The 24,329-nt window shown below is 67.1% G+C and carries 20 protein-coding genes; 19 read left to right on the top strand and 1 reads right to left on the bottom strand.

Going from position 1 to position 24,329, the window contains the following annotated elements; translation table 11 throughout:
- Positions 1-17 precede the first annotated feature (17 nt).
- From HMPREF9006_RS00890 to HMPREF9006_RS00805, 18 genes are all read left to right on the top strand, one after another.
- Complete coding sequence (locus HMPREF9006_RS00890) at positions 18-524, top strand: SixA phosphatase family protein (RefSeq protein WP_009211643.1); 507 nt, start codon at positions 18-20, stop codon at positions 522-524.
- 177 nt (positions 525-701) lie between these two features.
- On the top strand, positions 702-1,463 hold the full coding sequence (locus HMPREF9006_RS00885) for a YebC/PmpR family DNA-binding transcriptional regulator (protein WP_009211642.1): 762 nt from the start codon (positions 702-704) through the stop codon (positions 1,461-1,463).
- A 2-nt stretch (positions 1,464-1,465) separates the two neighbouring features.
- On the top strand, positions 1,466-2,368 hold the full coding sequence (pdxS, locus tag HMPREF9006_RS00880) for a pyridoxal 5'-phosphate synthase lyase subunit PdxS (protein WP_034230813.1): 903 nt from the start codon (positions 1,466-1,468) through the stop codon (positions 2,366-2,368).
- Positions 2,362-2,955 (top strand): pyridoxal 5'-phosphate synthase glutaminase subunit PdxT, encoded by a 594-nt coding sequence (gene pdxT, locus HMPREF9006_RS00875; RefSeq protein WP_009211640.1) that lies wholly within the window; start codon positions 2,362-2,364, stop codon positions 2,953-2,955. The genes pdxS and pdxT overlap by 7 nt, the downstream gene beginning before the upstream one ends.
- On the top strand, positions 2,955-3,584 hold the full coding sequence (ruvC, locus tag HMPREF9006_RS00870; protein ID WP_009211639.1) for a crossover junction endodeoxyribonuclease RuvC: 630 nt from the start codon (positions 2,955-2,957) through the stop codon (positions 3,582-3,584). Before pdxT ends, ruvC begins: the two co-directional genes overlap by 1 nt.
- A gap of 54 nt (positions 3,585-3,638) precedes the next feature.
- Positions 3,639-4,244: a Holliday junction branch migration protein RuvA gene (ruvA, locus tag HMPREF9006_RS00865; RefSeq protein WP_009211638.1), complete on the top strand. Its 606-nt coding sequence runs from the start codon at positions 3,639-3,641 to the stop codon at positions 4,242-4,244.
- A gap of 25 nt (positions 4,245-4,269) precedes the next feature.
- Positions 4,270-5,283 carry a Holliday junction branch migration DNA helicase RuvB gene (ruvB, locus tag HMPREF9006_RS00860; protein ID WP_048741683.1) on the top strand — a complete coding sequence of 338 codons (1,014 nt, stop codon included), beginning with the start codon at positions 4,270-4,272 and terminating at the stop codon, positions 5,281-5,283.
- Positions 5,284-5,443: 160 nt separating this feature from the next.
- Complete coding sequence (locus tag HMPREF9006_RS00855) at positions 5,444-5,857, top strand: preprotein translocase subunit YajC (RefSeq protein WP_009211636.1); 414 nt, start codon at positions 5,444-5,446, stop codon at positions 5,855-5,857.
- A gap of 26 nt (positions 5,858-5,883) precedes the next feature.
- Complete coding sequence (gene secD, locus HMPREF9006_RS00850) at positions 5,884-7,848, top strand: protein translocase subunit SecD (protein ID WP_034230812.1); 1,965 nt, start codon at positions 5,884-5,886, stop codon at positions 7,846-7,848.
- 1 nt (position 7,849) lies between these two features.
- Positions 7,850-8,938 carry a protein translocase subunit SecF gene (gene secF / locus HMPREF9006_RS00845; RefSeq protein ID WP_009211634.1) on the top strand — a complete coding sequence of 363 codons (1,089 nt, stop codon included), beginning with the start codon at positions 7,850-7,852 and terminating at the stop codon, positions 8,936-8,938.
- The gene (locus HMPREF9006_RS00840) at positions 8,935-9,474 is read left to right on the top strand and encodes an adenine phosphoribosyltransferase (RefSeq protein WP_009211633.1); all 540 of its coding nucleotides are present in this window, start codon (positions 8,935-8,937) and stop codon (positions 9,472-9,474) included. Before secF ends, HMPREF9006_RS00840 begins: the two co-directional genes overlap by 4 nt.
- Positions 9,475-9,552: 78 nt before the next feature.
- Positions 9,553-11,856, top strand: coding sequence for a RelA/SpoT family protein (locus HMPREF9006_RS00835; RefSeq protein WP_009211632.1), 2,304 nt, complete (start codon positions 9,553-9,555; stop codon positions 11,854-11,856).
- A gap of 160 nt (positions 11,857-12,016) precedes the next feature.
- Positions 12,017-13,348: a DUF349 domain-containing protein gene (locus tag HMPREF9006_RS00830; protein WP_009211631.1), complete on the top strand. Its 1,332-nt coding sequence runs from the start codon at positions 12,017-12,019 to the stop codon at positions 13,346-13,348.
- A 1-nt stretch (position 13,349) separates the two neighbouring features.
- Positions 13,350-14,066, top strand: coding sequence for an MBL fold metallo-hydrolase (locus HMPREF9006_RS00825; RefSeq protein WP_009211630.1), 717 nt, complete (start codon positions 13,350-13,352; stop codon positions 14,064-14,066).
- A gap of 31 nt (positions 14,067-14,097) precedes the next feature.
- On the top strand, positions 14,098-15,444 hold the full coding sequence (gene hisS, locus HMPREF9006_RS00820) for a histidine--tRNA ligase (protein WP_009211629.1): 1,347 nt from the start codon (positions 14,098-14,100) through the stop codon (positions 15,442-15,444).
- The gene (locus tag HMPREF9006_RS00815) at positions 15,445-17,094 is read left to right on the top strand and encodes a GTPase (RefSeq protein ID WP_009211628.1); all 1,650 of its coding nucleotides are present in this window, start codon (positions 15,445-15,447) and stop codon (positions 17,092-17,094) included. It abuts the gene before it with no gap.
- The gene (locus tag HMPREF9006_RS00810) at positions 17,091-18,680 is read left to right on the top strand and encodes a GTPase (protein WP_009211627.1); all 1,590 of its coding nucleotides are present in this window, start codon (positions 17,091-17,093) and stop codon (positions 18,678-18,680) included. Before HMPREF9006_RS00815 ends, HMPREF9006_RS00810 begins: the two co-directional genes overlap by 4 nt.
- Positions 18,681-18,902: 222 nt before the next feature.
- Positions 18,903-20,996 (top strand): DEAD/DEAH box helicase, encoded by a 2,094-nt coding sequence (locus HMPREF9006_RS00805; protein WP_034230811.1) that lies wholly within the window; start codon positions 18,903-18,905, stop codon positions 20,994-20,996.
- Here HMPREF9006_RS00805 and HMPREF9006_RS00800 read toward each other — a convergent pair.
- Entirely contained in the window at positions 20,984-22,378 is a 1,395-nt protein-coding gene (locus HMPREF9006_RS00800; RefSeq protein WP_009211625.1) for an MFS transporter, read from the bottom strand. The genes HMPREF9006_RS00805 and HMPREF9006_RS00800 overlap by 13 nt on opposite strands.
- 102 nt (positions 22,379-22,480) lie before the next feature.
- Between HMPREF9006_RS00800 and aspS the strand changes: the two genes are divergently transcribed.
- Positions 22,481-24,286, top strand: a complete 1,806-nt coding sequence (gene aspS, locus HMPREF9006_RS00795; RefSeq protein ID WP_009211624.1) for an aspartate--tRNA ligase — start codon at positions 22,481-22,483, stop codon at positions 24,284-24,286.
- Positions 24,287-24,329: the final 43 nt, after the last annotated feature.

Below are 24,329 nucleotides of genomic sequence, written 5' to 3'. Positions count from 1 at the left end.
CGGTTACGCTTGGAAGTATGCCAACTCTCGTTCTCGTTCGCCACGCGCAGGCCGCCACGCCCTACCCCGATCACCTCCGCCCGCTGACCGACGCCGGGCGCGACCAGGCCGAGCGCCTCGGGCGCACCCTCGCCCGCGAGGTCGGTTCCTTCGACGTTGCCGTGTCCTCCGATGCGACGCGGGCGCGCCAGACCTTCGAAGCGATCGCTGGCCACGTGGGCGTGGGTAGCGCCTGGACGGACCGCAGTATCTACGACGCTGACGAGGCCGACATCATCACCCTCGCCCGCGGCCTGTCTGGCGCCTCGGCCCTCGTCGTCGGCCACGAACCCACGGTGTCCTTGGCGGCGGAGATCCTCTCGCGCGACGAGGATCGAGCAGCGGTCGCCAGGGGAGTGGCCACCGCAACCGCGATGGTCCTGACGTTCGATGGCCCCTGGGATCGTCTCGGGCCCGGTTCGTGCTCCATGCGTCTCTTCCTCACCCCGCCTGCGGGTCAGGCGAGCGGACGGAGGAGGCGGTGAGCGACCTGCGCGCCAGCGGCCGCCCGGCCGAGCGCGCCGAACGCGGGGGAGGATCGGCCACTCCCGGCCCGCTGTGACGGTGTTTACGTTTGTCCACGGCGGCGTTCCACACGTGGGGACCCTCCCCCTCAACGCGGTAGAATGTGGCGGTATCTATCCACCCAACAGGGAGAAGTGATGTCGGGACACTCTAAGTGGGCGACCACCAAGCACAAGAAGGCCGCTATCGACGCCAAGCGCGGCAAGCTCTTCGCGCGCCTCATCAAGAACATCGAGGTCGCTGCTCGCACGGGCGGCGGCGACCCTGCAGGCAACCCGACGCTGTACGACGCCATCCAGAAGGCGAAGAAGAACTCCGTCCCCGCGGACAACATCGACCGCGCCGTCAAGCGAGGCTCCGGCGCCGAGGCCGGCGGCGCGAACTACGAGACCATCATGTACGAGGGCTACGGCCCCAGCGGCGTCGCCTTCCTCGTTGAGTGCCTCACCGACAACCGCAACCGTGCGGCCTCCGACGTGCGCCTGGGCTTCACCCGCCACGGCGGCTCCCTGGCCGACCCCGGTTCGGTGTCCTACCTGTTCTCCCGTCGCGGCGTCGTTGAGGTCCCCGCCGCCGACGGCGTGGACGAGGAGTCCATCATGATGGCTGTTCTTGACGCCGGGGCGGAAGAGGTCGAGGACGCGGGCGAGCTCTTCGTCATCGAATCCGACCCGAAGGACGTGGTCGCGGTGCGCAGTGCCCTCCAGGAGGCGGGCATCGACTACGATTCGGCAGAGGTCCAGTTCGTGGCCTCCACGGAGGTTGAGCTTGATCTCGAGGGAGCCCTCAAGGTCAACAAGCTCATCGACGCCCTCGAGGATTCCGACGACGTTCAGAACATTTACACGAACATGTCGCTGTCGGACGAGGTCCGCGCGCAGCTGGAAGAGGCAGAGTGAGCATGAGCGAATCCACCGTCAAGCGCGAGGTTGGCACCCCCCAGGTCAAGCGCGGAATGGCGCAGATGCTCAAGGGCGGCGTCATCATGGACGTCGTGACCCCCGAGCAGGCCAAGATCGCCGAGGATGCCGGAGCCGTCGCGGTCATGGCCCTCGAACGAGTTCCCGCCGACATTCGCGCCCAGGGCGGCGTTGCCCGCATGTCGGATCCCGACCTGATCCAGGGCATCATCGACGCCGTATCCATCCCCGTCATGGCCAAGGCGCGTATCGGGCACTTCGTTGAGGCTCAGGTCCTTCAGTCCCTCGGAGTCGACTACATCGACGAGTCGGAGGTTCTCACCCCCGCCGATTACGCCCACCACATCGACAAGTGGAACTTCACGGTCCCCTTCGTGTGCGGCGCCACCAACCTGGGTGAGGCCCTGCGGCGCATCACCGAGGGCGCGGCCATGATCCGCTCCAAGGGCGAGGCTGGCACGGGAGACGTCTCGAACGCGACCACGCACATGCGTCAGATTCGCGACGAAATCCGTCACCTCACCTCCCTGCCGGAGGACGAGCTCTACGTGGCCGCCAAGGAACTGCAAGCCCCCTACGAGCTCGTCGCAGAGGTGGCCCGCGAGGGTCGCCTCCCGGTCGTCCTCTTCACTGCCGGGGGCATCGCCACACCCGCGGATGCCGCGATGATGATGCAGCTCGGCGCCGAAGGCGTCTTCGTCGGGTCGGGCATCTTTAAGTCCGGGGACCCGGCCAAGCGCGCGGCCGCCATCGTCAAGGCCACCACCTTCTACGATGATCCCGCCGTGATCGCCGACGTCTCTCGCGGGCTCGGCGAGGCCATGGTCGGCATCAACGTTGATGACATCCCGGTCGACCACCGCCTCGCGGAGCGCGGATGGTGACCATCGGCGTTCTCGCCCTCCAGGGCGACGTCGCAGAGCACGCGCGGGCGCTGGAGAACTCCGGTGCCCGCGCGCTGCTCGTGCGCAGGCAGGACGAGCTTGCCCGCGTCGACGGCCTCGTCATCCCCGGCGGCGAATCGACGACCATGTCCAAGCTGCTTGTCTCGTTCGGCCTCTTCGACGCCCTCGGCAAGCGCATCGCCGCGGGCATGCCGGTGTATGGGACGTGCGCGGGAATGATCATGCTTGCCTCCACGATCCTTGACGGACGCGACGATCAGCGTTGCTTTGGCGGGCTCGACATGGTCGTGCGTCGCAACGCCTTCGGACGTCAGATCGACTCCTACGAGGAGGATCTGGACGTTGAGGGCCTCGAGGGCGGCCCCTTCCACGCCGTCTTTATTCGTGCTCCCTGGGTCGAGTCGGTGGGCGAGGGGGTCGAGGTCATCGCACGTGCCGGAAACAGCGCAGACGGTCCGATAGTCGCGGTGCGCCACGGCACCGTCATGGCGACGTCCTTCCACCCCGAGGTCGGCGGTGACGACCGCATGCACGGCCTCCTCGTCGACATGGTCGCGCGCGCCTGATGCGCGTGATGGGCATCGACCCGGGGCTGACGCGATGCGGCCTGGGCGTCATTGACGTGGACCCGTCGCGGCGAGCCACCCTCGTCTATGTCGGCGTCGCCCGGAGCGACAAGGACCTTGCGACGCACTTCCGGCTGCGCACGATCGCGGACGCGATCGACGGTGTCATCGAACGCTACGCGCCCGAGGTGGTTGCGATCGAACGCGTCTTCGCCCAGGACAACCTGCAGTCCGTGACCACCACCATGCAGGTGATGGGTGCCGCCATGACGTGCGTGGGCCGTGCCGGCCTGCCCATGGCCGTGCACACTCCTTCCGAGGTAAAGTCCGCCGTCTCCGGCAACGGCAACGCTGACAAGGCGCAGGTGCAGACGATGGTTGCGCGCATCCTCGGCTTGGTAAAGGCCCCCAAGCCGGCAGACGCGGCGGACTCCCTCGCGATCGCGATCACGCACGCGTGGCGTGGTACCGGTCTGCTCGGTGCTCCGCAGGATTCCTCCGTCGCGGTGTCCCTCTCTGGGCGTCTGACGGCTCGCGGTTCGATGACTCCCGCTCAGCGCGCGTGGGCCGAGGCGCAGGCGGCGCAACGCCGCACCGGTGCCGTGGATCCTCGTCGCCGACGCGGCTAGAATCGTACATATGTTCGCCTTGCCCGGCGAGCGACCACGAACGAAAGGAACGTAGTGATCTCCATTCTGCGCGGCACGGTGGCGAGCACAGGCCTCGACCACGTTGATGTTGTCGTGGGAGGCATCGGCTTTCGTGTCCACGTGACTCCCGCCTGCGCCCAGGCGATGGCGCGGGACCGCGAGATCACGGTTCATACCTCGATGATCGTGCGTGAGGACTCAATGACCCTCTACGGCTTCGAGTCAAGCGACGAACGCGACGTCTTTGCTGCCCTGATGACGGTCTCGGGCATCGGACCCAAGATCGCCCTCGCCGCGCTCGCCGTCCTACGGCCCGACGACCTGCGCCGCGCCGTGCGAGACCAGGACCTGGCGGTGCTGCAGCGCATCCCGGGCGTGGGAAAGAAGTCCGCTCAACGCATGGCGCTGGAGATCGGCGACAAGCTCGGCAGCCCCGCGGCTCTGCCGGGAGCGGGGCCCACTCGTTCCGCGCCGCCCGCCGAGGACGCGGTGGCCGCCGAGGTGCGCGTCGCCCTCGTCGGCTTGGGCTGGTCCGAGACGCAGGCGTGCGCAGCCATCGAGAAGCTGGCGGGAAGCGGACTTGGCGCCTCCGACATGCTCCGCGCCGCGCTTGTCACCCTGGGAGGAAGCCGTGGCTGAAGACAGGAGCGGGGACGTCGACGCCATGCGTATCGTCGCACCCGACGCCGGGGACCTCGAGCGCGCGGCCGAGGCCGCCCTGCGTCCACGGAAACTCTCCGAGTTCGTCGGGCAGCGCGTCGTTCGAGGCCAGCTGCAGCTCGTCCTCGACGCGGCACGTATGCGCTCGGCCACCCCCGATCACGTCCTGTTGGCCGGACCGCCCGGGCTGGGCAAGACCACCCTCGCGATGATCATCGCCGCCGAGATGGGCACGTCGCTGCGCCTGACCTCGGGCCCGGCGATCCAGCACGCGGGAGACCTGGCGGCGATTCTCTCTGGCCTCCAAGAGGGTGACATCCTTTTCATTGATGAGATCCACCGCCTCGCCCGTACGGCCGAGGAAATGCTGTACCTGGCGATGGAGGACTTCCGCGTTGACGTCGTCGTTGGCAAGGGTCCGGGAGCCACGTCGATTCCGCTGACGCTGCCGCCCTTTACGGTGGTGGGAGCCACGACACGCTCGGGTCTCCTTCCCGCCCCTCTGCGCGACCGCTTTGGCTTCACCGCGCACCTGGAGTTCTACGAGACCGACGAGCTGCAATCCGTCGTCACCCGCTCCGCATCGCTGCTCGGATCACCCATCGACGCGCGCGCCGCCCACGAGATCGCGTCGCGTTCGCGCGGCACCCCGCGCATCGCCAATCGCCTCCTGCGCCGCGTCGTCGACTACGCGCAGGTGCACGGCGACGGACAGCTCACGCTCGACGCCGCCCGGGGTGCCCTCGAGCTCTTCGAGGTCGACCCCAGCGGCCTGGACCGCCTCGACCGCGCGGTCCTGGAGGCCGTGTGTCGGCGCTTCGCAGGTGGACCGGTCGGGCTCACGACCCTGTCGGTGACCATCGGGGAGGAGGCGGAGACCGTCGAAACGGTGGCCGAACCCTACCTCGTGCGAGAGGGCTTCCTCGTACGCACCAACCGTGGGCGCATGGCAACCCCGCTCGCGTGGAGCCACCTCGGACTCACGCCGCCCGCCGGGGAGAGCGTGCTCTTCGACTAGCCGAGGCGGCAGCTTCGGTGACAAGCGGCGGTCCGATCGTGCTCGGAGGTGGGATACGCCGCGCCGCGTATTGATCGCTTAGGCTAAAACCCTCCTCGGGCATTAGACTGGCAAGGTGCGCTCACAGCGCCCGACCGTCATCGAAAGTGAATCAGCCTTTATGAACAACTACTTCCTGGTGCTCCTCATTGGCCTCATGGTCGTCTTCATGTGGTGGAGCTCGCGCTCGCGCAAGAAGCAAATGGCGCAGATGGAGCAGGAGAAGCGCGACCAGCTCGCAGCCGTCAAGCCCGGTGAGTGGGTCCGTACCCGCGTGGGTTTCTGGGGTCGTTTCGTTGACCTCGACGGCGATATCGTCGTCCTGGAAACCACCGATGGACACGAGATGTACTGGGAGCGGGAGATGATCGCCGAGATCGGCGCGGTGCCGCCGCTCGCCGAGAACGCCGACAACGAGACTCAGGAGAGCGCTGACGTGGAAGAGCCCACGGACGAGGCCGACACCGTCCTGGGGCTCGACGAGTCGGCTCGTGACGGGGCCAGCGCCTCCGAGCCCGACGAGCAGCAGAAGTAACACAAGGCTGAACGGAAAGTAGAACCGTGGCATCACACAAGCGACGCCCAGTGCGCGCGCTCGTGACGCTCATCGTCGCCATCGTGGCGGCGTGCGCGGCACTGGCGATCGGGCACTTCACCAAGGGTGTGTCCCCGTACCCCGACCTCGCTCTTGACCTCAAGGGCGGGACCCAGCTGATCCTGACTCCCACCGTGACAGGGGATGGGCAACGCGAGATCACCGACGACGACATCACGCAGGCGATCTCGATCATCCGTAATCGCATTGACGCCTCGGGCGTGTCCGAGTCCGAGATTTCCTCCTTGGGTAACTCGAACATCATGGTGTCAATCCCCGGCACGCCCTCCCAGGAGCAGCTCGATCTCATTCGCTCCTCCTCTCAGATGAACTTCCGCCCCGTGCTGCGCATCGGCGCGGCGCAGGGCGTCATTCAGAATCAACCCTCCCAGACCGAGGTCGGTCAGTCGGGAACTCAGTCGGGCGAGCAGTCCGGCGCGCAGTCGGGGGAGGACAGCCAGAGCGGATCGTCCTTGAGCGGCGCTGACCACGCCGCCCAGTCGGGCGGCGTCCAATCCACCGCTCTCGATGCTGCCACGGCGATGAGCACGGCCGACACCGATCACGACGGCACCCTGTCCGACACGCCCGTGACGACGCCCGAGAACGGTTCCGACCTGGCGTGGGTCACCGAGCAGGTCATGTACGACTTCTTGACCCTCGATTGCTCGGCTGCGGCGGATGTGAAGCGCGTGGAGGGCCCCTCCGACAAGCCCTACGCCGCATGCGACGACTCCGGCCAGATCAAGTACATTCTGGGACCCGTGGCCGTGCCCGGATCCGACCTCAAGACGGCCAACGCGGGGCTGGCACGCAACTCCAATGGCCAGACGACCGGCCAGTGGGCCGTCTCGCTGCAGTTCAATGAGGCGGGCAAGGAGAAGTTCAAGGAGACCTCGACGATCCTCTACGGCTTCCACGATGCGGATGCCGCGGGTTCGTCCTTCTACCGCGGCCGTCCCGACCGCAACTCCTTCGCCGTCGTCCTGGACGGTACCGTCATCACCGCCCCCTCAATGAACGCCATTATTTCCACCGGGGAAGCGGAAATCACCGGTAACTTCACGGCGAAGTCGGCCTCGGCGCTGGCCAACCAGCTGAGCTTCGGGTCGCTCCCCCTGAACTTCGAGGTCGAGTCCGAGCAGCAGATCTCCGCCACGATTGGTACCGATCACCTCACGATCGGCCTGTGGGCGGCGCTCATCGGCTTCCTCCTCGTCATCGTCTACCTGATCTGGCAGTACCGTGGCCTGGCGGTCATCTCCGCCGGTTCGCTGCTGGTGGCCTCGGTCATCACCTACCTCGTCATCGCGCTCCTGTCGTGGGCGATGGGCTACCGGCTCTCGCTCGCAGGCGTTGCAGGCCTGATCATGGCCATCGGTGTGACGACGGACTCCTTCATCGTCTACTTCGAGCGCGTGCGCGACGAGGTGCGTGACGGACGTCCGCTGCGCGCCGCCGTCGAGGAAGGATGGGACCGCGCCAAGCGCACGATCCTCGTCTCCGACGCCGTCAACCTCGTTGCCGCCGTGGTGCTCTACCTCCTCGCCGTGGGCGGGGTCCAGGGCTTCGCCTTCACGCTGGGCGTCACGACGGTCATCGACATCGCAGTGATCTTCCTGTTCACCCACCCGATGATGGAGCTGCTCATCCGCACGCGCTTCTTCGGTCAGGGCCACAAGCTCTCGGGCCTGGACCCGGAGCACCTGGGCGCTAAGAATGCGCTCGTGTATGCGGGCCGCGGCCGCGTGGTCGCACGCGGAGAATCTGCGGACGTGCGAGAGACGGAAGAGGCAGCGGAGGGAACCTCGATCGCCGAGCGTCGCCGCGCGGCTCGACTGGCGGCCGAGCAGGCCGAGTCCTCAGCGGGCGCGGCCCAGGACGCCAGCCAGAGCGCGGGGCATGCCGCGACCCAGGAAGAGGAGAACTGACATGATGAGTTTTGCTCAGTGGGGTAACGCCCTGTACTCGGGCGACAAGTCCTACCGCGTTGTTCCCAACCGGAGAGTCTTCGTCGGCCTCGCCGCCGCCGTGATCGTCCTCGGCTTCGCGCTGGTGGGCATCATGGGCCTCAATCGCTCGATCGAGTTCACGGGGGGCTCTCAGTTCGACGTGGCGCACGTGAGCGACCAGAGCGAGTCCTTCGCGGCGCGCGCGGTGTCCGACACCGGCCTCGTCGAGGGGGCACCCAAGGTGACGCGCGTCGGGTCGGATTCGGTGCGAATCCAGACGACCTCCCTGGATTCGGGGCAGACCGCCACCATGCGCGAGGCGCTCGCAGGCGCGTACGGCGTTGACGTCTCGCAGGTGCAGTCCTCCTCGATCGGCCCCTCGTGGGGATCCTCCGTGACCACCAAGGCCGCCCAATCACTCCTCATCTTCATGGCGCTGGTCGCCCTCCTGATGACCGTCTACTTCCGGTCGTGGAGGATGGCAGCCTCGGCGCTCCTGGCGCTCCTGCACGACATCGCGGTCACGGTCGGCGTCTTCGCGATTCTGCAGGTGGAGGTCTCTCCGGCCACCGTGATCGGCTTCCTGACGATCCTCGGCTACTCGCTCTACGACACGGTTGTCGTCTTCGACAAGGTGCGCGAGCTGACCGGCGACGTCTACGAGCAGAAGCACTACACGTTCGCGGAGTACGTCAACCTCGCCGTCAACCAGACGATGGTCCGCTCGATCAACACCTCGGTCGTGGCGCTGCTTCCGGTCGGAGCTATCCTCGTGATCGGTTCACTTGCTCTGGGCCCCGGAACCCTCGTAGACATCTCGCTGGCCCTCTTCATCGGTATGATCGCGGGAACCTACTCCTCGATCTTCATCGCCTCCCCGCTGCTCGTGAGCTTCCAGGAGATGTCGAGCAAGACCCGCGAGCACGACGCGGCCGTTGAGCGCGAGCGCGCGGACCGCGCCGCGGGGGAGTCGGCCTCCGACGGCGAGTCCGTGAAGGTCGCCCCCATCAAGCCCGGCAAGCGGCTGGGCAACGACCGGCAACCCCAGAGGAAGAAGAGCCATCGATGATCGGTGAACTTGGCGAGCGCATCGCCACCCTCGTGCAGGACAACATGCTGGAGGTCCCGGACTTTCCAGAACCCGGCGTCCTGTTTCGCGACATTACCGAGCTGTTCGCCAACGGCCCGGCGTTCAAGGAACTCGTCGAACTCATTGGCGCCCGCTACGCGGGCCAGATCGACGCGGTCGGAGGGCTGGAATCGCGTGGCTTCATCCTCGGCGCGCCGGTGGCCGCGGAGCTTGGCCTCGGCATGCTCACGATCCGCAAGGCCGGCAAGCTGCCCGGCCACGTGATCGGGGTCGACTACGCGCTCGAGTACGGCACCGCCCGTATGGAGATCCACCCGGAGTCCGTTCGCCCCGGCCAGCGTGTCCTGATCATCGACGACGTTCTGGCCACGGGTGGAACCGCGCGGGCAGCGGTCGAGCTGCTGCGCCAGTGCGGGGCGTCGGTCGAAGCGGTGGCCGTCCTTCTCGAGCTCGATGCCCTGGGGGGCCGCTCCAAGCTTGTCGACATTCGAGTGGAGACTGCTCTGCACCTGTGAACGCCTGAGAATACGCGCGCCGGCGGGTCCGGGGATCGACGATCCCCGGACCCGCTCTTTCGTGGCTATCATGGGGGAATGAGCAGCGACGACACGACTTCAGGGTCCGCCCTACCGGCGGCTGGTTCCCGGGTACGATCCGGCCTCGTGTGGTTTGGTTCCCGCGGACGTGCCACGATTCCCGAGATCGAGCCGCTCGTACGTGCCCTGCGAGCGAACCACCCGAAGGCGGACATTAGCGTCGTTGAGCGCGCCTATCGCACCGCTGAGTCCCATCATCGCGGCCAGATGCGAAAGTCGGGTGAACCCTACATCACCCATCCCGTCGCGGTGGCAACGATCCTGGCCGAGATGGGAATGACGATTCCGACGCTCGTCGCGGCGCTGCTGCACGATACGGTTGAGGACACCGACTACACGCTCGAGGAGCTGGCAGCCGAGTATGGCGAGCCCATCGCCAACCTCGTTGACGGCGTGACGAAGCTGGACAAGGTGCACTACGGCGCAGCCGCACAGTCGGAGACGCTGCGCAAGATGCTCGTCGCCATGAGCCGCGACATCCGCGTTCTCCTCATCAAGCTGGCCGACCGCCTGCACAACGCCCGTACCTGGCGTTTTGTCCCCGCCGCCTCCGCGCAAAAGAAGGCCCAGGAGACGCTGGAGATTTACGCTCCCTTGGCGCATCGCCTCGGGATGAACATGGTGAAGTGGGAGCTCGAAGAGCTCTCCTTCAAAACCCTCTATCCCGAGATCTACGACGAGATCGATCGCCTGGTGGCCGAGAGGGCGCCCCAGCGCGAGGAATACCTGCGCGACGTCATTGATCAGATCGAGGAGGATTTGCGCCGCTCGGGAACGAAAGGCACGGTGAGCGGGCGACCGAAGAGTCACTATTCGATCTATCAGAAGATGATCGTGCGCGGGAAGGCCTTTGATGAGGTCTTCGATCTGGTCGCGGTGCGCGTGCTGGTGGAGTCCATCAAGGACTGCTACGGGGTATTGGGTTCGTTGCACGGGCGCTGGAACCCGATTCCGGGGCGCTTCAAGGACTACATTGCGATGCCCAAGTTCAATCTGTACCAGTCTCTGCACACGACGGTCGTCGGTCCGGGTGGCAAGCCCGTTGAGATCCAGATCCGCACCTTCGACATGCACGAGAGGGCCGAGCACGGGGTCGCGGCGCACTGGAAGTACAAGCAGAATCCGAAGGCATCCAGCGGCGATTCGGATCGCATGAGCTCGGACGAGCAGGCGAACTGGCTGCGCGCTCTGGTCGAGATGGAGCGCGAGACGGGCGATCCGGAGGAGTTCCTCGACTCCCTGCGCTACGAGATCGCCGGCGACGAGGTGTATGTGTTCACGCCTAAGGGCGAGGTCATTGTCCTTCCGGCGCGCGCCACGCCCGTCGACTTCGCCTACGCCGTTCACACGGAGGTCGGGCATCGCACCGTCGGAGCGAAGGTCAACGGACGCCTCGTCTCCTTGGACACGAGGCTCGAGTCCGGCGAGACCGTGGAGGTCGTGACGGCAAAGTCGGACAAGGCGGGGCCGTCGCGCGACTGGCTGGCTTTCGTCGCCTCCCCGCGCGCTCGGTCGAAGATCAAGGCGTGGTTTTCCAAGGAACGCCGGGAGGAGGCCGTCGAGGCGGGCAAGGAAGCGCTCGCCCGCGCCATGCGCAAGCAAAACCTGCCCCTGCAGCGCCTCATGAACCACGAATCGATCCTGTCGGTGGCGACCTCCTTCGGCTATCCCGACGTGTCCGGTCTCTACGCCGCCGTCGGCGAGGGCCACATTTCGCCGCAGAACGTCGTGTCGAAGCTCGTGGACAACCTGGGAGGGGGAGACGGCACGGAGGAGACGCTCTCCGAGGGCGTCACGCCGGGATCTGTCAAATCCCGCTCGGGTATCTCGGGCGACGATGCGATCATCGTTGCGGGATTGAGCCCGAACGACATCTGGGTGAAACTGGCCAAGTGCTGCACGCCGGTGCCGGGCGACGACATCGTCGGATTCATCACGCGCGGGCAGGGGGTATCGGTTCACCGCAGCACGTGCGCGAATGCGGTGCGCCTCGGGCAGCTGCAGCCCCAGCGTTTTGTGGACGTGTCGTGGAACGCGCAAAGCACGGGGACGCCGTTCAGGGTGCAGATCGAGATACGCGCGCTCGATCGCGGCGGACTGCTCTCCGATCTCACGCGGGTGCTCTCGGACTATCGCGTCAACATCCTGTCGGCCTCGCTTCACACCAACGGTGACCAGGTTGCCGGCGGTAGGTTCTCCTTTGAACTTGCCGACCTCGGGCATCTCAACGCCGTGCTGTCTGCGCTGCGGCGGGTTGACGGCGTTTTTGAGGCAGTGCGCATCGGCGCGACGCCTCGATGAAACAGGTGGTACAGGATGTGGACAATGGGGAGTGTGTTACATCCATCCCCTTTTTTGGCCATTACTTCACACCGTCTCGTTAGATGTGACACACTAGCTGTGTGTGTCACATCGGCACACCACCGCGCCGGGCGGAAGCCCTCGTCCTAGAAGGAATATCGTGACCACGACGCCGATTCCGAGCAACGAAACCACTCCCGAAGCTGGGGTGCCCGCCGAGGCCGTCATTGCTTCGCCAACGATTCCCGCGTCCGAGGTGCCCGCGCATCCCTTCGCGCGTATCGGCGAGGATGGGACGGTCTACGTCAAGGACGGAGACGAGGAACGTGTTGTCGGCGGTTTTCCGGAGGGCATACCGGCGTCGCCCTACGCCCTGTACGAGCGTCGCTACGCCGACCTTGAAGCCACCATCAAGCTCTTCGAGGATCGCCTGGCGACCCTGAGTCCCAGGGACATCGACCAAACGCTGGCGACGCTGCGCGAGCAGGTCGTTTCCCCGAATGTCATCGGTGACATTCCGGCGCTGCGCAACCGGGTCGAGGCCGTGGCCAAGGCCGCGGAGGAACGCAAGGAGGTGGCGCGCGAGGAACGCAAGGCCGCCAAGGCTCAGGCGCTGGCCGAACGCACGTCCGTTGTCGAGCGGGCGGAGGTCATCGTTGCCCAGGATCCCGCCAAGACACACTGGAAGCAGTCGGGGCAAACCCTGCGCGACCTGCTCGAAGAGTGGAAGACCCTGCAGCGTCGCGGTCCGCGTCTGGAAAAGTCGGTGGAGGACGAGCTGTGGAAGCGCTTCTCCTCGGCCAGGACGCAATTTGATCGCCACCGCCGCCAGTTCTTCTCGCAGCTGGACCAGGCGCAGTCCGAGGCCAAGAGGGTCAAGGAAGCCCTGATCGCCGAGGCCGAGGCCCTGTCCTCGTCGGTGGACTGGGCGCGCACGTCCGGCGCTTACCGCGAGCTAATGACCCGATGGAAGGCAGCCCCGCGCGCGTCCCGCAAGGAGGACGACGCCCTGTGGGCTCGCTTCCGCGCGGCGCAGCAGGTGTTCTTTGACGCGCGCCGCGCCAAGGACGAGGCCACCGACGCCGAGTACCGCGAGAACCTTGCCGCCAAGGAGAAGATCCTTGTCGACGCTGAGGCGATCCTGCCGGTGACTGACGTCGAGCGAGCCAAGGCACAGCTCCGTCAGATTCAGGACCGCTGGGAGGAGGTTGGGCGCGTTCCCTCCTCGGACCTGCACCGCGTCGAGGGGCGTCTGCGCGCTGTCGAGGCAGCCGTGCGTGAGGCCGAGGAAAAGGAATGGCGGCGTACGAACCCGGAGACCCGAGCACGCGCCGCTGGCATGGTCGGCCAGCTCGAGGAACAGATCGCCCAGCTGGAGCGCTCGCTGGCAGAGGCAGAGGCCGCCGGGGATACGAAGAACGCGTCAAGCGTGCGCGAGGCCCTGGAGACAAAGCGCGCCTGGCTCACGCAGATCTCGTCGTCCATGGAGTGACATGCGACTGCACGTGATTCCGTCGCCGTTCTACTCGGCGAATGGGCTTGTGCTCGTCCCGTCTGGGGCGGGCACTGCCCTTGTTGTCGATCCTTCCGCCGGCATCCGTCATCTCATTCGCGAGGTTCTCGAGCACGAGGGCGTGGGAGTCGGCGCGCTTGTGCTCACGCATGCGCACCCCGATCACGTCTGGGATGCCGCGGAGGTTGCCACCTGGGGCCGCGATGGGCACGTTCCCGTCTACCTTCCCGGCCCCGACATGTACCGCATGGACGACCCCGCATCCCACCTGCCCATGCCCACTCCTGACTTCGCGGGGCCGTGGGTCAAGCCGAGCGACCTGCGTGAGATGCCCGCCGACTCCTTCGAGATATGTCCGGGGCTGACGCTGCGGATGCTTCCCGCCCCCGGCCACACGGAAGGATCAGCGCTTTTCCTCGGACACGGAGAACTGGACATTCGCGTGAGCGACCAGTCCTTCTATTCCTCGCACGGCCCGGTCCCGTGGGCGCTCAGCGCCGATGTCCTGTTCAAGGGCAGCGTCGGGCGCACCGATCTGCCGGGTGGAGATGAAACCCAGATGCGGCACTCGCTGCGCACGATTTCCAACGTGCTTGACCCGCGGACGATTCTCATACCGGGGCACGGACCGGCCACGACGCTGGCGGATGAGATTCGCTCCAACCAGTATCTGATTCGCGCCCGCCGCATCGGCTAGCGCGCTCACCGCATCACAGAAGGACGCTTTCATGGCTCGCACCTCACTGTCCGGTTTCCCCGAGTGGCTTCCCGCCGGACGCATCATTGAGACGCACGTTCTGGATGAGCTGCGACGCGTGTTCGAACTCCACGGCTTTGCGGGGATCGAGACGCGGGCGGTCGAGACCCTCGAGCAGCTTCAAGCCAAGGGTGAGACCTCCAAGGAGATCTACGTGCTGGATCGCCTTCAGGCGAGCCGCAACCCGGGCGCCAAGGCCTCCAAGGAACGAGGCATGGGCCTGCACTTCGACCTCACCGTCCCCTTCGCGCGCTACGTCGTGGAGAACGCGAACGATCTCGATTTTCCCTTTAAGCGCTACCAGATTCAGAAGGTCTGGCGTGGAGAACGCCCACAGGAGGGACGCTTCCGCGAATTCACCCAGGCCGACATCGACGTCGTGGGAAACGGTGAGCTACCGTTCCACTTCGAGGTGGACCTGCCGCTGGTGATGGCCGAGGCACTCAACAACTTGCCGATTCCGCCCGTGCGGGTGCTCGTCAATAACCGCAAGGTCGTTCAGGGCGTGTGTGAGTCTCTCGGCGTCACCGACGTGGAGGCCGCCCTGCGGGGGCTGGATAAGATCGACAAGATCGGCCCGGAGGGGGTCGCGAGCGAGCTCGCGGACTCCGGTATTGCGGGCGAGCAGGCGTCCGTGCTTCTGCGGATGGCTCAGATCCGCAGCGCTGACTCCGAGGAGGTGCGCTCCAGGCTCGGTGAACTCGGTGTTCGCGGTGACCTCCTCGAGGAGGGACTGGGCGAGCTGATCCGACTTCTGGACACCGCCAATGCCCGCATGCCCGGAACGGTCCTCGCCGACCTCAAGATCGCCCGAGGCCTCGACTACTACACGGGCAGCGTGTACGAGTCGGAAATCGAGGGGCACGAGGATCTCGGCTCGATTTGCTCGGGCGGGCGCTATGATTCGCTCGCCAAGGATGGCAAGCGCACCTACCCGGGTGTCGGCCTGTCCATCGGCGTGTCCAGGCTGGTCTCCCGCATGATCTCAGCCCCCATGGTGCGTTCCTCGCGCAAGGTCCCGACCGCGGTCGTCGTCGCGGTGACCAACGAGGCCCAGCGCGAGCGCTCGGAGGCAATCGCCGCGTCGCTGCGTTCGCGCGGCATCTCGACCGACGTGGCTCCCAGTGCTGCCAAGTTCGGCAAGCAGATTAAGTTTGCCGATAGGCGCGGCATTCCCTACGTGTGGTTTCCCGGCGAGGAGGGGGCACCCGACACGGTCAAGGACATCCGCAGCGGCGAGCAGGTGGAGGCGGATCCCTCGACCTGGACGATCGCCGCCGCCGATGCGCGACCCGTGATTGAGAAGGTGACGGACTGAGTGCCGGGGACGGCGGTTGACGCAGCCCGCGCCCTCGCGGATGCTTTGACAGGCGCGGTCCTGGTCATGGACCCTCATGCCCGGGCGAGCGCCGAGCGAGCGCTCCGGCGCCTCCAGGACGTGGTCCTGCCGCGCCTGGAGGACGCGAATGCGCCGATCCTCATTGTCGTCGGAGGATCGACGGGCTCGGGCAAGTCGACGCTCGTGAACTCCCTGGTGGGGCGAAACGTGAGCCGTGCGGGGGCGGTTCGCCCAACGACGCGCCACCCGGTCCTCGTGTGCTCGCCTCAGGCACGCGCCTGGTTTACCTCGGAGCGGGTCCTGCCGCGCCTGGCCAAGCATGTCGGCGAGGGGGAGAGTCCGGGTGCCGTCACGATCGCGGTGGATGACTTCTGGCGTCCGGGCATCGCCATCCTCGACGCTCCCGACATCGACTCGGTGGAGGAGTCCAATCGTCGCCTCGCGGCCGAGCTCCTCGACGGCGCGGACCTGTGGATCTTCGTCACCAGCGCCGCCCGCTATGCCGATGCGGTCGCCTGGACTCACCTGGAGGAGGCCGCCCGCCGCGGCCTGCGCGTTGCGATCGTCCTCAACCGCGTGCCTGCCGGTGCGCGCGGCGAGATCAGTGCCGATCTGGCGGCGCTCGCCGAGCGTCGGGGGCTGGCCGGTGTTCCCATCATGACGATTGACGAGCAGGAGCTGACGGATGGGCGTCTGCCCATCGAAGCCGTGGTTCCGGTGGGTGCCTTCCTCGAGTCGATTGGCACGGACGCGGACGAGCGCGCCCGGATCGTGCGCCGTTCGCTCGCCGGGGCCGTGTCCTCCTGCCTCGAGGAGGCTCGTGGTGCGCTGGCGCGCTCCCGCGAGGAGCTTGCGGCCTACGCGGGCGCGCTGGAGGGCATCGAGAGAGCCGTGGCCTCGTGCGTGCGAGACGTCGCCGCATCCTCCAGTGACGATCTGTTGCGTGGAGAGATCAGCGCGCGCATCGCGGACGTGCTCGGCTCGTGGGACGTGAGCAGGTCGCTGTCCCGTTTTGTTGCGGGCGTTCGCTCGCGCGTCGTGGACGCCGTGCGGGGGCGGGCCGCTCCCGAAGAACAGGTGCGCCGCGACCTCACGGGCGGCTTGGCGCAGCACCTTGCGGACCAGTATCACCGGGCGTGGCGCGAAGCCTACCGTCTCACCGAGCCCCTGGTGAATTCCTCCCTGCCCGACCCTGACCTTGATCCCGGCGAGGCCGATGCCCTCGGGCGCGCGATCGCGCAGGAATGGGCCGGGGAGGTCACGCAGATCGTCAGGACGCAAGCGGAGTCCTCGCGTGTGACGGGTCGCCTACTGGCCGGAGGAATCAACGTCGTGACGCTCTCCCTGATGGTCAGCGTCTTCGCGATGACGGGAGGCATCACGGGGCTCGAGGTTGGCGTCGCGGGTGCGTCGGCCGCCCTGTCGCAGACCGTCTTGGAGTCCTACTTCGGGGAACGAAACGTGCGTTCCCTCGCGCTCCAGGCGCGCCAGCTCCTGGAGCGCCTGGCGAGGACCTCCATCGAAGGAGTCGTGGCGGTCCTCGTGGAGCGCGTCGATCGATCGGGTGACGCCGTCGTCCTGGAACGCCTGGAGGCTGCCCTCGACAGAGCCGGAGAGGAACTGGCGTGAAGCGGCACGACAACGCGGTCGCGACGGCGGCCTCCCAGCTTGATGAGGTCTGCTCCCTTGCCGCGCGTGACATGGATGACGCGACGCTTGCGCGGGTCCGCGAGCTCATCAACGTGACCTCCGAGCGCGCCGAGTGCGATCCGCAGTGGTGCGTGATCGGCATGCTGGGAGGTACCGGCGCGGGAAAGTCCACTCTCGTCAACGCGCTGTGCGGGGGAGAGGTGGTCCGTGTCGGCGTCCTGCGCCCCACGACGAACGAGGCGTGCGCGGTCCTGCCGCGCGGGCGTGCTCCCGGCCAGCTCCTGCAGTGGCTCGGCGTCTCCGTGCGCGTCGAGGCCCCGGGCGCGCTGCCCGGCGACGTGGTCGTCCTCGACCTGCCGGACATCGATTCGATCAGGGACGAGCACGCCCAGGTGGCGGCACGGCTGGCGGCGCGCGTGGATTGCCTCGTGGTGGTTGTCAACCCGCAAAAGTACGCCGACGCGCGACTGCATGAGGAGTGGCTGGAACGTCTGCGCAGGTCGCACGCCTCGGTCACCGTTGCTCTCACCCACGTCGACACGCTCGACGCCTCCTCCAGGGACGCGATCGTGGCGGATCTGCGACGAATTCTCGACGAGCGCGGCCTGGACGGCGCGCCGATCGTCCCGGTGTGCGCGACGAATGGGCAAGGAGTCGACGCTCTCGCCGCGCACCTGTCGCGGGAGTCACAGCGGGTCACTCGCCAGGCCGCGCGAGCACAGGCTGCCCTGCGCGAGGCAGTCGCGCTCATCAACGACTCGGTGGGCCTTACCGGCCGCATTCGAGGCCTCGACACCGAGGGAATGTCTGAGGAACTGGCCGCTTCCGCCGCACAGCTGACCGGTGCGCCGCTCATCGCCGACGCCGTTGCCGCTTCGACCCGGAGGGCTGGGCGTCGAGCGGGCGGATGGCTTCCCCTGCGATGGGTGGCCCGTCTGGGCGCCGATCCGCTGCGCCGCCTGCACCTGGACGATGAATCACGCTCGCTGGAGGGAACCACGCCGAGCCTGCCGACGCGCTCACCCTCCGATGAGGCGTCATTCGTCAACGCGGTACGCCACGAGGTCGGGCGCCGCGGGCAGGGACGCCCCTCGCGCTGGCGTAGCGACCTCATCGATCGCGCCGTCGAGGGAGCTCGCGGGGTTCCCGCCGCCGCCCACGGGCAAGTCGCCGGCCACGTTCACGTCTCGACCGGGGCGCCGCGGGCTGCCCGGGCTTTCGGTGCGCTGCAGCTTCTCGCATGGGTCGCGTGCGTGGCGGGGATTGCGTGGATTGGCGTGGTCCATGCGGGGCGAGCCGCCCTCGTGGAGATCGGGGTTCCGTTCATTGGGTGGGTTCCCGTTCCCACGGCGCTGGCGCTGGGTGGATGTGCCCTGACCCTCGCGTGCGCGTGGATGAACTCGCTCGCGTGCAGGTGGGTGGCCTCTCGCCGTCGTCGCATTGTCGCCAGGGACCTGACGAGCCTGTGCCGCGAGGAAGTCGAACGCCTCGTCGTGGGACCCGTGCGTGAGGAGGACAACCGGCAGGTGAGGATCGCTTCCTTCATCGCGCGCCTGTCGCGCTGAGTACAGGCAGGCGCGCCGCGTGGCGGCGAGAGTGACGTGGCTGACGACGCGCGCCGTCGGAGGCGCCGTGCGGGTAAGCTAGGCGTAGCGATAAGGCGCTGCCCCTTGTTATGGTGCCCGCGGGATGCGGGAGTTGTTGTTATGGGTGAGGCCGCGCCGAGGAGCCGAGACGGCCCGCCCCCATGGTTTTGCTACCCCGACACCCAACACACAAGGATGACTATGCCTTCCGACGACTACATCGAGCCCCGTGACGCCGAGAACGAGCGCGACACCGCGCAGGTCGACGAGGAACATACAGACAGCGACCAGGCCGAGGAGGGTGTGACCTTCGCCAGCCTCGGATTGCCCGACGAGATTCTCGCGGCAATCACCGACATGGGCTTCCGAGTCCCAACGCCCATTCAGGCCGCCGCGATCCCGCCCCTGCTGGAGCTTCGCGACGTCGTCGGCATCGCCCAGACCGGCACCGGCAAGACCGCAGCATTCGGCCTTCCGCTCCTGGCCATCGTCGATGCCGACGAGCGCGACGTGCAGGCCCTCGTCCTGGCGCCGACGCGTGAGCTCGCCATGCAAAGCGCACAGGCGATCGAGGACTTTGCCGCACGCGCCGCCCGCCTCGACGTCGTGCCCGTCTACGGTGGTTCCCCCTACGGTCCTCAGATCGGAGCCCTCAAGCGGGGCGCGCAGGTCGTCGTGGGTACTCCCGGGCGCGTGATCGACCTGATCGAGAAAGGCGCGCTGGACCTGTCGAACGTGCGGATGCTCGTGTTGGACGAGGCCGACGAGATGCTCCGCATGGGTTTCGCGGAGGACGTGGAGACCATCGCCTCGGCCGTCCCCGCACAGCGCCTGACCGCGCTGTTCAGCGCAACGATGCCCGCGGCCATCGAGAAGGTGGCCCGCGAGCACCTGAAGGATCCGGTCAAGGTCGCCGTCTCGACGGAGTCCTCGACGGTGGATACCATTCACCAGACCTACGCGGTCGTCCCCTACAAGCACAAGATCGGTGCCCTGTGCCGAGTCCTGGCCACCCGCGCGCAGCATATCGCCCGCGGCCAGGAGGAAGCCGACGCCGCCATCGTCTTCGTGCGAACGAGGGCGGACGTCGAGGAGGTGTCCCTGGAGCTGTCGGCTCGGGGTTTCCGCGCCGCGGGCATTTCCGGTGACGTTGCCCAAACCGAGCGCGAGCGCATGGTCGAACGCCTCAAGACCGGGGCCCTTGATGTACTCGTGGCCACTGACGTTGCCGCTCGTGGCCTCGACGTGGAACGCATCTCGCTTGTCGTGAACTTCGACGTGCCTCGCGAACCCGAGGCGTACGTGCATCGCATCGGACGGACCGGTCGGGCCGGCCGACAGGGACGAGCCTTGACGTTCTTCACGCCGCGCGAGCACGGCCGTTTGCGCCGGATCGAGAAGCTGACGGGCACGGACATGGAGGAGGTTGCGATTCCGTCGCCCGCCGCCGTCTCAGAGTTTCGCGCGCGGCGTCTCCTGGAGGGCATCGGGGCGCGCATCGAGCGCGGGCGCCTGGACATGTACAGGGGGCTCCTGGCGGAGCTCGGCCAGGAGACGAGCGTCGAGGACATCGCCGCTGCCCTCGTGGCGAGCGCCGTCGGTGACGAGGGACCCGCCCCGCGGGTCGAGAAGGACCGCCGCGGCGCGGGCAAGGTCCGTCGCGAAGAGCGTTTGGACGAGTCCGGTGAGTTCGTCGGAGCGTCTTTCGAAGCCGGACGGGACAAGGACCGCCCGATCAAGGGCGGCGCCGACGGAGCTCGCAGGCGGGCGGGGGGACGCTCCGCGCCCGGGTCGGGCACCCGCTACCGCGTGGAGGTCGGTAAGAAGGATCGAGTCAAGCCGGGTTCCATCGTCGGTGCCATCGCGGGTGAGGGAGGTATCGACGGGCGTGATATCGGCCACATCGAAATCTACCCGACGTTCTCGTTGGTCGATATCACGGCCGACCTCTCCGGTGAGCAGCTGTCGCGCATCTCGAAGGGCTACGTCTCAGGACGCCAGCTGCGCATCCGCGTCGACGAGGGACCTGGCAGGTATCCGCGCGGCGACCGCGATGGCTTCGACCGCGACGCGCGGACGCGAGGGGGCTCTGGGGGGCAACGCGAGGAGCGGCCCGGCGACCGCGGGGACAAACGCCCGCACCGCTTTGAGAAGGGAGACGGATCTCGCCCGCGTCGCAGCGTGCGCTCCGAGCGCTGGGAGAAGGACATCAAGCGCGCTCGGCGCGACCGCGAGGGAGGCTGGGACCGCGAGGGAGGACGCCGCCACTTCGGCAAGCGCCGCTACGACGACTGAGCGTCGCCTTCCGTAGAAGAAGGACGAAGCCGGAGCACCGCAAACACGGTGACGAAGGCGAGGGCGGTGGCGATCACCCAGTAGGGTACGTAAGCCGCCCCGCCGGAGACTCCGGTCGCCGTCCACGCGCTCATCATGACGGACACGGCGGCAAGCTCGAGGGCCGGTCCGGCCGAGTCCCCGACCTGCAGCCACGACGAGACGCGCCCATGCTGATGCTCGGGCGTGACCTCCAGGGCCATGACTGACAGGGGCGCGTGGAGCAGGCCGATGCCCAGTCCCATGGCGAGCCATCCGATAAAGGGAATCCACAGGGGAACGGCGTCGACAAGAATAAGTCCGAGCGGGAGGGAGCCGACTGCCATGAGCGCCCCTCCGACGACGGGCAGGGCGCGCCGACGCCTCGGGTCGTGCACGCGCGCCTGGCCGAGCGAACCCACGGCCCAGGTGAGTGACCCGACCGTCACCCACCACCCTGCAAAGGCCTCGTCCCAGCCGTGCACGCGCTGGATGACCAGGGGGATCATCACCTCAAGACCGATGAGCGCCGCCATGGCGCTGAGGCGTGCAAGAACCGCCGAGGGTATGCCCGTGCGCGCGAGGAAGGTTCCGCCAGGCAGCAGCCGGGGAAGCGCCCAGGCGGCAAGGACGGCGCCCGTGAGCAGAACGAGGGCGCGCGCAGCGAGAGAGGGAAGCGCTCCCGCGAGCTGGAGAGCCATGACGCCAACGCCCGCCAAGAGCGCATTGCGTGACAGGGACGCCAGATGGGAGGCCTGGCGTTCCTCCTGGGGGGCAAGGTCGCGCAGCACGAAGGCCACGGGGATGGACCCGGCCGCAATGAGGATGGGAACAACGCCGAAGATGTAGCGCCAGCCCCACAATTGCGTGACGTACCCCGCGATCGCGGGACCGATCAGGGAGGGGAGGACCCACGCGAGGGAGAACCACGCGAAGAACGAAGGGCGGCGAGCGGGAGCGACGAGTCTTCCCACGAGGACGTAGAGCGGGACGACAAGGAGACCGCCGCCGAGGCCCTGGAGGGCGCGCCCCGCGACGAAGACAACGATAGTAGGCGCGAGCGCGCTGACGACCAGGCCCGCGACGAACAGGGCGATGCCCGCAACAAGAACGAAACGCGGGCCCTTCCAGTCGGCCAGTACCCCGGCGACGACCGTTGCGCTCAGCTGGGTTGCCAGGGCCGCGCCCGAGGCGAGCGGGTACCAGGCGGATGCCCGATACGACGCGACGACGCTTGGCATGATCGTCGTGGCGGCCAGCTCCTCGAAGGCGACAAGGGTGATGAGCAGGATCGAGCCGAGCGCCAGGCCAATCTCGATGCGGCTCCATGCCGTAGACGAAAGGGACGAGGATTGCTCGGGCATGAGGCCTATCCTACTCGCGGCAATCGCTGGCGGGCGGACTGCGAGCGTACAATGGCCTCGCCGCCGCCTGTCTCGCGGATGGTACCAACGAAAGGAATAACAGTGCTTCGCACTCACAACATTGGAACGCTTGGGACTGACCTGATCGGTCAGACGGTGACGCTCACCGGGTGGGTTGACCGCAGACGCGACCACGGTGGCGTCGCGTTTATTGACCTGCGCGACGCTTCCGGCATCGCTCAGGTAGTCGTTCGTGACGAGAGGGTCGCCCATGAGCTTCGCAGCGAGTTTGTTCTCAAGGTCACCGGCGAGGTCGCGGCTCGCCCCGAGGGAAACGAGAATCCCCACCTGGCGACCGGCGCCATCGAGGTCATGGGCGACGATATCGAGATTTTCAACACCAGTGCGCCCCTGCCTTTCCAGGTGTCTTCCAATGCTGAAGATTCCGGCAACGTGGGCGAGGAAACGCGCCTGAAGTACCGCTACCTCGACCTGCGCCGCGAACCCGAGCAGTACGCCATCCGCCTGCGCTCCAAGGTGTCGCGTGCTGCCCGCGAGGCCCTCTACGCCCGGGACTTTGTGGAGATCGAGACGCCGACGCTGACGCGTTCGACCCCCGAGGGAGCCCGAGACTTCATCGTGCCGGCTCGACTCTCGCCCGGCTCCTGGTATGCGCTTCCCCAATCCCCCCAGCTCTTCAAGCAGCTGCTGATGGTTGCCGGAATGGAGCGATACTTCCAGATCGCGCGCTGCTACCGCGACGAGGACTTCCGTGCGGATCGCCAGCCCGAGTTCACCCAGCTCGATATCGAGATGAGCTTCGTGGAACAGGATGACGTCATCGAGGTCGCCGAAGACGTCCTGAAGAACGTGTGGGCGCTGATCGGCTACGACCTGGCAACGCCGATCCCTCGCATGACCTACAGGGATGCGATGGAGCGCTTCGGCTCGGACAAGCCCGACCTGCGTTTTGGCCTGGAACTCACCGAGCTGACCGACTATTTCAAGGACACTCCTTTCCGCGTGTTCCAGGCCCCCTACGTCGGCGCCGTCGTCATGCCCGGTGGCGGCTCTCAGCCGCGCCGTACCTTCGACAAGTGGCAGGAGTGGGCGAAGGCGCGCGGCGCCAAGGGCCTGGCCTACGTCACGATCGCCGAGGACGGTACGCTCGGTGGCCCCGTCGCCAAGAACATCTCCGAGTCTGAACGAGAGGGCCTGGTGGAGGCGACAGGTGCCGAGCCCGGGGACTGTATCTTCTTTGCCGCGGGCAAGCCAACTCCGTCGCGCGAGCTCCTGGGTGCCGCTCGCCTCGAGATTGGCAAGCGCTGCGATCTCATCGATCCCGACGCGTGGGCGTTCACGTGGGTCGTCGATGCGCCGCTGTTCAAGCCCACCGGTGACGCCGAGGCCGAGGGTGACGTCGCGCTGGGGCACAGCGCGTGGACCGCCGTTCACCACGCCTTCACGTCGCCGAAACCGGAGTGGATGGACAGCTTCGATCGAGATCCCGCCCATGCGCTGGCCTACGCCTACGACATCGTCTGCAACGGCAACGAGATCGGCGGCGGCTCCATCCGTATCCACCGTCGAGACGTCCAAAATCGCGTCTTTGACGTCATGGGTATCGGCGAGGAGGAGGCGCAGGCGCAGTTCGGCTTCCTGCTGGATGCCTTCAAGTTTGGCGCTCCACCACACGGGGGCGTTGCGTTTGGCTGGGATCGAATCGTCTCGCTCCTGACCAAGTCTGAGTCGATTCGTGACGTCATCGCCTTCCCGAAGTCGGGCGGCGGCTTCGATCCGCTCACCGAGGCTCCGGCTCCCATCACACCCGCACAGCGCAAGGAGGCGGGAGTCGACGCGACGCCACGAAAGCGCGGCGAAGAGGCTTCGGGTGACGCCTCGAAGTGACCCGACTGGCGTGAGCTAGCGTACGAAACCCCCATCGACCGTC

Source organism: Actinomyces sp. oral taxon 180 str. F0310, from assembly GCF_000185285.1.
Classification (GTDB): Bacteria; Actinomycetota; Actinomycetes; order Actinomycetales; family Actinomycetaceae; genus Pauljensenia.
This window is presented reverse-complemented; position numbering and strand designations above follow the sequence as displayed.

What these genes read in the sequence shown, in the direction of transcription:
- HMPREF9006_RS00890 (WP_009211643.1), top strand. Translation starts at nt 18, where the DNA reads ATGCCAACTCTCGTTCTCGTTCGCCACGCGCAGGCCGCCACGCCCTAC.
- HMPREF9006_RS00885 (WP_009211642.1), top strand. Translation starts at nt 702, where the DNA reads ATGTCGGGACACTCTAAGTGGGCGACCACCAAGCACAAGAAGGCCGCT.
- pdxS (WP_034230813.1), top strand. Translation starts at nt 1,466, where the DNA reads ATGAGCGAATCCACCGTCAAGCGCGAGGTTGGCACCCCCCAGGTCAAG.
- pdxT (WP_009211640.1), top strand. Translation starts at nt 2,362, where the DNA reads ATGGTGACCATCGGCGTTCTCGCCCTCCAGGGCGACGTCGCAGAGCAC.
- ruvC (WP_009211639.1), top strand. Translation starts at nt 2,955, where the DNA reads ATGCGCGTGATGGGCATCGACCCGGGGCTGACGCGATGCGGCCTGGGC.
- ruvB (WP_048741683.1), top strand. Translation starts at nt 4,270, where the DNA reads ATGCGTATCGTCGCACCCGACGCCGGGGACCTCGAGCGCGCGGCCGAG.
- HMPREF9006_RS00855 (WP_009211636.1), top strand. Translation starts at nt 5,444, where the DNA reads ATGAACAACTACTTCCTGGTGCTCCTCATTGGCCTCATGGTCGTCTTC.
- secF (WP_009211634.1), top strand. Translation starts at nt 7,850, where the DNA reads ATGATGAGTTTTGCTCAGTGGGGTAACGCCCTGTACTCGGGCGACAAG.
- HMPREF9006_RS00840 (WP_009211633.1), top strand. Translation starts at nt 8,935, where the DNA reads ATGATCGGTGAACTTGGCGAGCGCATCGCCACCCTCGTGCAGGACAAC.
- HMPREF9006_RS00835 (WP_009211632.1), top strand. Translation starts at nt 9,553, where the DNA reads ATGAGCAGCGACGACACGACTTCAGGGTCCGCCCTACCGGCGGCTGGT.
- HMPREF9006_RS00825 (WP_009211630.1), top strand. Translation starts at nt 13,350, where the DNA reads ATGCGACTGCACGTGATTCCGTCGCCGTTCTACTCGGCGAATGGGCTT.
- hisS (WP_009211629.1), top strand. Translation starts at nt 14,098, where the DNA reads ATGGCTCGCACCTCACTGTCCGGTTTCCCCGAGTGGCTTCCCGCCGGA.
- HMPREF9006_RS00805 (WP_034230811.1), top strand. Translation starts at nt 18,903, where the DNA reads ATGCCTTCCGACGACTACATCGAGCCCCGTGACGCCGAGAACGAGCGC.
- HMPREF9006_RS00800 (WP_009211625.1), bottom strand. Translation starts at nt 22,378, where the DNA reads ATGCCCGAGCAATCCTCGTCCCTTTCGTCTACGGCATGGAGCCGCATC.